General features: G+C 37.6%; 9 protein-coding genes. 1 reads left to right on the forward strand and 8 read right to left on the reverse strand.

What is annotated here, in order from left to right:
* Positions 1–155: 155 nt before the first annotated feature.
* From EW028_RS15900 to EW028_RS15915, 4 genes are all read right to left on the reverse strand, one after another.
* Complete coding sequence (locus EW028_RS15900; protein WP_016993882.1) at positions 156–1,139, reverse strand: alpha-ketoacid dehydrogenase subunit beta; 984 nt, start codon at positions 1,137–1,139, stop codon at positions 156–158.
* Complete coding sequence (locus EW028_RS15905; RefSeq protein WP_131521573.1) at positions 1,139–2,155, reverse strand: thiamine pyrophosphate-dependent dehydrogenase E1 component subunit alpha; 1,017 nt, start codon at positions 2,153–2,155, stop codon at positions 1,139–1,141. The genes EW028_RS15900 and EW028_RS15905 overlap by 1 nt, the downstream gene beginning before the upstream one ends.
* Positions 2,156–2,241: 86 nt before the next feature.
* Positions 2,242–3,669 carry a dihydrolipoyl dehydrogenase gene (lpdA, locus tag EW028_RS15910; RefSeq protein WP_131521574.1) on the reverse strand — a complete coding sequence of 476 codons (1,428 nt, stop codon included), beginning with the start codon at positions 3,667–3,669 and terminating at the stop codon, positions 2,242–2,244.
* A 176-nt stretch (positions 3,670–3,845) separates the two neighbouring features.
* On the reverse strand, positions 3,846–4,940 hold the full coding sequence (locus EW028_RS15915) for a Leu/Phe/Val dehydrogenase (RefSeq protein ID WP_036076580.1): 1,095 nt from the start codon (positions 4,938–4,940) through the stop codon (positions 3,846–3,848).
* Between the two features lie 387 nt (positions 4,941–5,327).
* Between EW028_RS15915 and EW028_RS15920 the strand changes: the two genes are divergently transcribed.
* Positions 5,328–5,564, forward strand: a complete 237-nt coding sequence (locus EW028_RS15920; RefSeq protein ID WP_004231186.1) for a DUF2627 domain-containing protein — start codon at positions 5,328–5,330, stop codon at positions 5,562–5,564.
* A 47-nt stretch (positions 5,565–5,611) separates the two neighbouring features.
* On the opposite strand, the gene EW028_RS15925 is transcribed toward EW028_RS15920, so the two are convergent.
* The 4 genes from EW028_RS15925 to EW028_RS15945 all read right to left on the reverse strand — a co-directional run bounded on the left by EW028_RS15925 (position 5,612) and on the right by EW028_RS15945 (position 9,138).
* Complete coding sequence (locus EW028_RS15925; RefSeq protein ID WP_131521575.1) at positions 5,612–6,340, reverse strand: glycerophosphodiester phosphodiesterase; 729 nt, start codon at positions 6,338–6,340, stop codon at positions 5,612–5,614.
* Positions 6,333–7,904 (reverse strand): flagellar assembly protein A, encoded by a 1,572-nt coding sequence (locus EW028_RS15930; protein WP_131521576.1) that lies wholly within the window; start codon positions 7,902–7,904, stop codon positions 6,333–6,335. Before EW028_RS15930 ends, EW028_RS15925 begins: the two co-directional genes overlap by 8 nt.
* Positions 7,905–8,181: 277 nt before the next feature.
* On the reverse strand, positions 8,182–8,361 hold the full coding sequence (locus tag EW028_RS15935; protein ID WP_131521577.1) for a hypothetical protein: 180 nt from the start codon (positions 8,359–8,361) through the stop codon (positions 8,182–8,184).
* A gap of 522 nt (positions 8,362–8,883) precedes the next feature.
* Positions 8,884–9,138, reverse strand: a complete 255-nt coding sequence (locus tag EW028_RS15945) for a hypothetical protein (protein WP_131521578.1) — start codon at positions 9,136–9,138, stop codon at positions 8,884–8,886.
* Between the last annotated feature and the right edge of the window lie 932 nt (positions 9,139–10,070).

Here is a 10,070-nt window from a genome sequence, read left to right on the forward strand (position 1 = left end):
CAATTAAGCCTAGGCGTCATTGTACCTGATGCAGCGCTAAAAAACATTAAACGTAGATAGGCATTTAGGCAGATTTTGACTTTGCACATATGAAAGTCAAAATCTGTTGTTCCGTCTGAGGCTTTTATTTTTTCATTCAGCCTTGTTGTGATCTATTAGAACGCAGCAAGTTCTCGCATAGCACGTTCCACTTTATCAGGATTAATCATAAAATATTTCTCCATCGTTGGTGCATATGGCATGGCTGGCACATCAGGTCCCGCTAGACGTTGAATTGGTGCATCAAGTTCAAATAAACAATGTTCTGCAATAATTGCAGCAACCTCACTCATGATACTACCTTCTTTATTATCCTCTGTGACAAGCAATACTTTACCTGTTTTACTTGCAGCCTCAATAATCGCTTCTTTATCCAGAGGGTAAACTGTACGCAAGTCAAGGATATGAGCGGAAATACCGTCCGCTGCTAGGCGTTCTGCCGCTTGTAAAGCAAAGTGGACTGCTAAACCATAGGTAATGACTGTCACGTCATCCCCTTCACGTTTTACATCTGCTTTACCAATTGGCAATGTGTAATCATCTAGTGGTACTTCCCCTTTAATTAAACGATAGGCACGTTTATGTTCGAAAAATAATACCGGATCTTCATCACGAATAGCAGCTTTCAGTAAACCTTTTGCATCATACGGTGTTGATGGAATGACAATTTTCAAACCAGGTGTACCAGCAAAAAGTGCTTCAACGGATTGTGAATGATAAAGTGCCCCATGAATACCTCCGCCAAAAGGTGCGCGGATGACCATTGGACAAGTCCAGTCATTATTAGAACGGTAACGAATTTTGGCTGCTTCAGAGACGATTTGATTGACAGCTGGCATAATAAAATCAGCAAACTGCATTTCAGCAATCGGACGCATACCGTACATCGCAGCACCGATACCTACACCAGCTATTGCACTTTCTGCAAGAGGTGTATCAAGCACGCGGTATTCACCAAATTGATCGTATAGTCCAGTAGTGGCTTTGAATACACCGCCTTTACGACCAACGTCCTCTCCTAAAATGAAAACTCGTTCGTCACGTTCCATCTCTTCTTTCATTGCTAATGTAATCGCATCAATATAAGACATTACTGCCATTACATGTCACCTCCGTCCACTGGTGCATAAACATATTTAAGTGCATGCTCTGGTTGTGCATATGGAGCCGCTTCAGCATAATCAGTTGCTTCATTTACTTCTGCCATAACACGCTCTTCAATTTCAGTACGTATCGCGTCAGTCATCACGCCAGTATCCATTAAATACTTTTCAAATAATACAATTGGATCCTTTGCTTTGCCTTCTGCAATATCTTCAGCCGTACGGTATTGACGGTCATCATCATCTGAAGAATGGGCTGTTAAACGATATGTTACTGTTTCGATTAAGCTTGGACCTTCCCCATTACGTGCACGATCTGCAGCCTCTTTTACCACTTTATACACTTGTAACGGATTTTTCCCATCCACTGTCACTCCTGGCATTCCGTAGCCAATCCCACGATCAGATACTTTTGCACAGCCTAGTTGACGTTCTACTGGCACCGAAATCGCATATTGATTGTTTTCTACCATAATAATGACTGGTAGCTTATGCACACCTGCAAAGTTCGCTCCTTCATGGAAGTCTCCTTGGTTGGATGAACCTTCACCAAGCGTAACGAAAGAAACAAAATCTTCTTTTTGTAGACGTCCTGCAAGTGCAACACCCACTGCGTGTGGAACTTGAGTCGTAACAGGAGAAGAACCTGTTAAAATACGATTTTTCTTTTGACCAAAGTGGCCTGGCATTTGACGACCCCCAGAGTTTGGATCTTCTGCTTTAGCAAACGCAGATAGCATCAGTTCTTTTGGTGTCATACCAAAATGTAAAACAACACCCATATCACGATAATAAGGTGCAATATAATCCTTACTTTTATCCAGTGCAAAGGCTGCTCCAACCTGTGCCGCCTCTTGACCTTGACAGGAAATTACAAACGGAATTTTACCAGAACGGTTTAACAACCACATACGCTCATCTAGTCTTCTGGCCATTAACATTGTTTCGAACATAGCAAGTACATCTTCATTTGACAAACCTAAATCTTCATGTTTGATTTGAACATCTTGCATACGAACACCCCTTTCGTATTATAGAGAAATAACTATCTTATCCTATATCCCCACATTTGGATATGTTAGTTATGAAATTCAGAAAATTAAAAATGGATAGCGCGATCATCCACTGCTAGAGCAGATTCCACTAACACCTCATTTAAGGATGGATGTGGATGAATTGCCTGACTAATTTCCCATGGTGTTGCATCTAACACTTTTGCTAACGATGCTTCACCAATTAAATCTGTTACATGAGGCCCTACCATATGAATACCCAAAATATCATCTGTTTCTTCATCAGCAATAATTTTGACAAAGCCTTCTGTCTCTCCATTTACTAATGCTTTACCAATAGCCTTAAACGGGAATTTACCAATTTTTAATGAAAATCCTTGTTCTTTAGCAGCACTTTCTGTTAATCCTATGCTAGCAACCTCTGGATAGGAATAAACACATTTTGGTACTTTTAGTGCATCCAATGTCTCTGTTTTCCCTGTTGCTATATGCTCAATAGCCGAAAGCCCTTCATGAGAAGCAACATGCGCTAATTGTAAGCCACCAATCACATCTCCTATGGCATACATATGAGACTCTTTCGTTTGATAGGAATCATTCACTTTAATAAAGCCATTCTCCACTTCAATCTCTGTATTTTCTAGACCAATACCTTGCGTATTCGCCTCACGTCCTACACAAAGTAATAGTTTATCAGCCTCAAAAACTTCTTCTTTTTCATTCACTTGCGCAGAAATGAAAACGTTATCATTTTCAATTTTGAATGTATTTGTATCTAAGCGAGCATTCGTAACAATACGAACGCCTCGTTTCTCAAGTTGTTTCGTCACTTCTTTAACGATGTCCGCATCTTCTGCTGGTAAAATGGATGGACCATATTCTACCACTGTTACATATACACCAAAATCGCATAGCATAGATGCCCACTCAATTCCAATGACACCACCACCAACGATCAGCAAGGACTTTGGTAAACTTTCTAACTGTAATGCGTGGTCTGAATTCAGCACATATTGCCCATCTATCGTTAACCCTGCCATACCACGAGGCTTTGAGCCCGTTGCAATGACAACATTCGTAGGCACAAGCATTTCATTTTCATCGCCATTGGACATTTCTACAGATATTGTACCAGGCATAGGTGAGAAAATAGATGGACCCAAAATTCGCCCTGTACCATGATAAACATCTATTTTGCCTTTTTTCATCAGTGTATTCACACCCTGACTTAATTGCTCAACGATTGCTTGTTTCCTAGCTTGAACTTTGTCAAATTGTAATGTCACACCTTCAATATCGACGCCATATTCGCTAGCTGTTTTATTAGCCATACGATATACTTCTGCACTTCGGAGTAAGGCTTTACTTGGAATACAGCCTTTATGCAAGCATGTACCTCCTAAACGCTCACGCTCTACAATGGCTGTTTTTAAGCCTAGCTGAGCAGCTCGGATGGCTGCAACATATCCACCTGTACCTCCACCTAAAATGACAACATCATAATTTTGAGCCATGTTTATTCCCCCTATTGAGAAAAGTTCTAAAGGATTCTATTAAACAATAACCAAGTGATATTTTTAACAGTCAGTCTTTAGAAAAACTTTAGCATTATTTCATTTAAGACCTAATTTCTTCTTGAAAATAGAAGAAGTCGACAATGCGACTTCTCTTCATGTATCAACCGTGTAAATTAGCGACCGTGTAAAATATTTTTTTCATTTTTTAAAAATTGGCTGCGAGATTTTGCTACGCGAGCGATACGTTCCTCAGCTAAGCGGTTCGCTGCCACATATGTTGGAATGCCATCTCGTTTTGAAATAGCAAAGATTTTTTCAATACTATCATAAATGCCATCAACACGTTTCATTGCACGTTCACGATTATAGCCATATAATTCATCTGCAACGTTAATTACGCCACCAGCATTGATTACATAATCTGGCGCATAGACGATACCTAATTCATGTAGGTAGTCACCATGACGTGAATCTTTTAATTGGTTATTGGCAGATCCAGCAATCACTTTCGCTTTTAATTGCGGAATTGTTTCATCATTTAAAATTGCCCCTAATGCACAAGGTGAGAAGATATCAACTTCTTGTGCATAGATTTCATCTGGTGCCACTGCAATCGCGTCGAAGTCATTAACAACTCGATCAATAGCTGCCTGATTGATATCTGTTACAACAAGTTTTGCTCCTTCATTATGTAAATACTCGCAAAGCTTGTAGGCTACATTTCCTAGACCCTGTACAGAAATTTTTAAACCTTCTAGTGAGTCTGAACCGAATGCTTCTTTTGCAGCTGCCTTCATACCACGGTAGACACCATAAGCTGTTACTGGAGATGGGTTACCTGAAGAACCAAATGCAGGAGAAATTCCTGTTACATAATTTGTTTCTTCATGGATTAAATCCATATCCGATACCGTTGTACCTACATCTTCAGCTGTAATATAGCGGCCATTTAATCCTTGGATGAAACGACCTAATGCACGGAACATCTCTTCGTTTTTATCTTTAAATGGGTCACCAATAATGACCGTTTTTCCACCGCCAAGGTTTAAACCAGCTGCAGCATTTTTGTAAGTCATTCCGCGTGCTAAACGTAATGCATCTTCAATTGCATTTTCTTCCGAAGCATACGTCCACATACGTGCCCCACCTAGTGCTGGTCCAAGTGTTGTATCATGGATAGCGATAACCGCTTTTAACCCTGATGCTTCATCTTGGCAAAATACCAATTGTTCGTAATCATACTTTTCCATATACTTGAAGATTTCCATGAAACTCGCCCCTTTGCTTTGGAAAGTGCATCCCCAAATGCCCATCCAATCAAGTTTTATCTAACAATCTAATCTTTATAGCGTCCTCACTCAGCAAATTCTGAGCTCCTATTCGGTAGTAGGTGTTTAGACCCTAATACTTAAAGAAGAAATTGTTTAGTAATGGATAATATTGCTCCACTTATTTTTACAATACTGACAAATTCACAATTTCGCAACTATTATTACATATTCTTATTTAAGTAAGAATTTTCTAAACATTCAGTTACAATTGCTACTTTCTGTCCTGTCACGTTTTTAGCTAAAAATATTATATTGGTTTATTCCCTTCCTTGACATTCCCCCATCCACAGGTAAAATTAATCATAGGAATAAGGAGGGGTATACATGGCCCGTTTAGCTGCATTTATTGTAATGCTTATTCCAGGTCTTATGGCTGCAGGTGGCATTAAATTTATGCGTGATACATTATTTGGTAAGCTCATTTCACCATTCCCATTTTTATGGCTGCAATTTGTAGTTGGTGTCATTTTCTTTGTCATAGGCTTTGGGTTTTTCGCTGGATTTTTACTGCATCGTGATCGAAAAAACGGAAAAGTAGCACCACGCTTCCAAAAAAAATAAAAAAAGCTATCCAAATAAGTCATGGAAGACTTACTGGATAGCTCTTTTTATACCCGTTGCTGAGATGTGATGACTTTGTCAGGATAATCCGTAATCCAACCAATAACAGAAGGGTGCGGATTGGTTAAAAATGGTTCTGTGCCATCAATAGCATAAAAACGACATGCTTTTTCACTTGTAACGCAGGCCTCTAAGTATCTTGGTTTGTAGTACCTTTTATGCATATGCACACTATCAGCCGCTTTATAATCAGCTAGAAGATCCCATTTTATTTTTTTCGTAGCAATAAGGGCCGTTTCAAATTCAGGTCTATGCTTTTTTACGATCTCTAAAAGCTCATAGTGAAAGGATGAAAAATGACTACCCTTTGGCAGAGCCAACCCTCCAAGAAAATGAATTAGCCCACTCTTATTGTCCAAGATCGTTGATTTTAATTCAATATTCAACGGCATCTGCTGTATATTTGCCCATGCTAAAACTGCCTCAAACGCTGGCATTTTATAGGACGAAAATAGACGTCTCCAAGGCTTGCCAAGTTTAAAGCGCAGAAGCTCCTCCATCGTACAATCACTCACCAATTTATTGGTGCCTACTAACCTCGTTAATTGTGGGTCATGATACACTACAGGTAATCCATCTTTTGAGAATTGAATATCTAATTCAATCCCATCAGCACCTAGTTCTAATGCCCTTTCAAAAGCTTGAAAGGTATTCTCTAATGCATAAGCAGAAGCACCTCGATGTGCAAAAACAGGGATAAAAGCTGCCTTAGACATTTAACTCACCAAATTCTAGCAGGAATTTACCATTCGTCATTTTGCTTAATAAAGATGATTTTCTGCCAATTTGAATATAAGTTCCAGGGTGGGCCTCTTTTGTCACAATAATCTCTTCTTTCCCTACATAACGCATTTCATCCATCAATAATTTTATTTCACGATCTAACGTAACCGCTTCTGCCTTTAATTTAGTTAAGGCTTGCTTTGTTACTTCAAATGATGCTGATTGTTCTTTGGACATTTGATTGAGAAAAGGCAATAAATTTTTCATGCTATTCTCGTGTGTTGAAATCTCTGTTTGCAATTGTTTTAGCTGCGCTGCCTTTTCCTGCATCACGGTGCTATTTTCCTGCTTATTAATACTTTCTATTATTAAATCAGTTCGACGCTCTAATCGGTTTCCTGAAATGGCCGTAACAATCGTATTTTTGGCTACTGCACGTCCCCCAATAATTTTACCTTTTCGTTCATCCACATAAATCGAATGAGCAGAAAGCTGTGATCCTAGTGCGTAAAAACCAATATGAATACTATTAGCTGCAAATAAATTTGCTTCATTCACATGTTTAACAAATATATTGCCACCTGCTTCTACCACTGTTGAACCAAGCCCAAAGATCCCCCCACGGATATATACATCACCCTCAATGGATTTAATAAGCTTGGCACCGCTTACACCCTCAGCCCCTTCAATGGAAATATCGCCAGTCGCAATAACTGTATAGCCATTTGTTACTGTACCTTTAATACTAAGTGACCCATTAAATTCAAGGTTCCCTGTTTCTACCCCAACATCACCATTTATAGGAAGGTGCCTGTTTACACCAATCATGCCTTTGACATCATCTAAAACGCCAGCAATCTTCGAGCGAATGACGATTTTTCCGTCTTCTTCTACTTCATAAGCAGATTTTGTATCATATTTGATAGGATAATCTCGTCCAGGTACAGCAGCAACTTCTTGACCTAGCACATTTTTCCCTGGTTTACCTAATGTAGCAGGAATCTTTTCACCTAACCAAGAGCCTTCTGAAATTTCTGAAATAAAATTCATATCATAGTAATCCGCTTTACCATCTTCACGAATGACTGGCTTTCTCTCGGGTTTAGGTAAGTATGTAATTTGTGCATCTATTCCTGCAATTGGTTGCTCGCCTTGAGCAATTAAGAATGCCTTTCCTGGTTCAGCCTTCAATATATCAAAATCTAATATGCCGTGTATAATTCCATTTTCATTGAGTGTTTCGCGGATTTGTTCTGTTAATTTTTCTTTATTATTTTGAATATAATCAATCGTTTCATATATAAAAACAGAGGCTGACATCTTATCACGTGCCACTTCTGCTTCAATGTTCGGAAGCCAACGTCCAATTTCAACAGGTTTGGTATTTTGGGTTGATAACACATTTTTTAAAATTGAAAAATTAGATAATTTCAGTCGTGGATGACTACGTAGGATGCTATCAAATTCTTTTAGTGGGAAACCTGCGCTAAAAGTAAGCATAAATACCTTGCCATTTTCCTCAGAAATTTCGAAGTTTTCATTTCGAACTAGAATCAAGCTACCTCCTCCTTCCCTCTACATGTAAGTATATACAATCCACATACATTTGTTTAGAGACCATTGTCACTACCGAGAAAGAAAATAGTACCACTTAATCATTAAAATATAAGACAATATTTTATTTTCTCTAAACAAATATAGATATTTCATACTAATAAATTGTTTGTTTTTGAGTTTTTTATTAAAATTACCGATAAATTCAAAGTAATTCCATCAGACTATTTTGAATAAATCACCTTCCAAGTACAGGTATCAAGAGGTGCTTCCCACTAAACTATAGGTCAATATAGGTCTTTTTATCTAGTAACGTATGGATATTCCTTTCAATTTGAAAAGTAGAACCTAGTTGTATCAGTTGCTGTCGATTCATATATTGCATACTTATTTTACCACCGAATGCTAAACGCACCTCAAATAGCTCTTCTGTTATCTGTGTAATTTCGAGTGAATTCATTCCATCTAATTGAAAATTTATACTTTTTATTGTGATCACCTACTTTAAGTTTTGTGAAAAGGTCTCAAATGATTTTTCTATTCAACTTAGAATATGTCTTTAAATCCACTATTCATGTATATATCGCGTATTTTTAGCTGATTTAGACGTTCTTTTAACGGTATCAATGTTAAAGGTCAACCACAATAATTTCCACAGTATTTGTTAAAGTAACAAAAAAAGCGCCCCTTTAAACAATAAGATTTAAAAAGGCGCTATACTATGCGAAGTATAATTGCTGTATATGTTAATGATCTGTATCGATACTAGCTAGCCATCATGTCAATACGAATTTTGTCTGCGATCATGGCGATGAATTCGCTATTTGTTGAGAGTAAAAACGGTAATTTAATGTCTAAAACAGTTATACCACGTAAGTTTACCGTATATTCTATCGGTAGCCTTCGCAGTTTTTCTCGACTTGTATTTACCGATAATATTACAGTCAATTAAACGGAATATCAAGCAAAAATATTGCTTTATTTAGAAATCTACTAGGAACTCAGCCATTCGATGGCGCTCTAAAAACTCAATTAAATCCGTTATTGCAAAACGATGATCTCTCGTTGTCTCATAAGTGTTTCGGTATATTCGATACGCCTCTACTTCTACATCTGAAAATTTCAACCTACCACGTTCGAAAGCGAACCATGGTTTATACATTCTAATCGTGTCCACATCCATGCTGACTTTCATAGGTAATATTCCAAATTTTTTTGCCACTTGTTTTTCATTCATTAACACTTTCTCCATTTTCAAAACCGCTAGCGAGTTATATTTGACGTCGAATCAAACTATACAACTTACGATTATAAAACGCAAGAACAAAAACACCTTGAAACCGCGTCACTACTGCGTTAATTACGTTTTCAGTAATTAATAACGTTTAGAGTTATTTCCTATTATATATTGCGTCAATTCTACGTAAAAACACCATTGAGACGATTCGAGACAATCAACTATCCGATTCAACGATTCTCGATGCGTCTGACAGCGCTGAATACCGGTGGTTTGCGATTGACCGCCCGAGTTTAAAAAATAACTCGAATATTAAACTAAAGCACCCGATAGTTTAATAACTTTTTTTCTTCCCTAAACTCTTTAATATTGTTCCAGTTAACATAAATAAAAGCCCTATTAACGTACCATAATAAAAGTTAGGATTAATTCCCAGAGGTGCAAATATCCCTAACATAATCAATACTAATCCAAAACTTGAAGTTATCTCTCCGATTACGTCTTTACTAAACTTCTCTATACCAATGAATTTACTGATAAAGATTAAAAATACTCCTAGCAAATAACATATCGAGAAAAATATAAACGAAAAATCCACAATAAGTATACTCAAAAAAATTATGATTACGCCTAAAGAAACAAATTTAGTCCTTTTAGATAAATTATTAATGAAGTTTCTTATTTCTTTGAACAAATCCCTCACCCCGCTAAAATTTTACCATAAAAATCCAGGTAAATTAATAAACTTTTCTGCACCGTTAGTTGAATAGTAACAATCTTCTAGGGAATTATCCATTATTTTTCCAAAACAAAAAAAGTTGTATGTAAGGTCTGTGCAGCAGAAAACGCCCGTCTGAATCGGTGGCCTTGGGGTCACGCACTTTCGACGCAAAAAAAAGAACGACCAAGCTCATTTGCTCAGTCGTTAATTA

This window comes from Lysinibacillus sp. OL1 (assembly GCF_004332175.1).
Taxonomy (GTDB): Bacteria; Bacillota; Bacilli; order Bacillales_A; family Planococcaceae; genus Lysinibacillus; species Lysinibacillus capsici.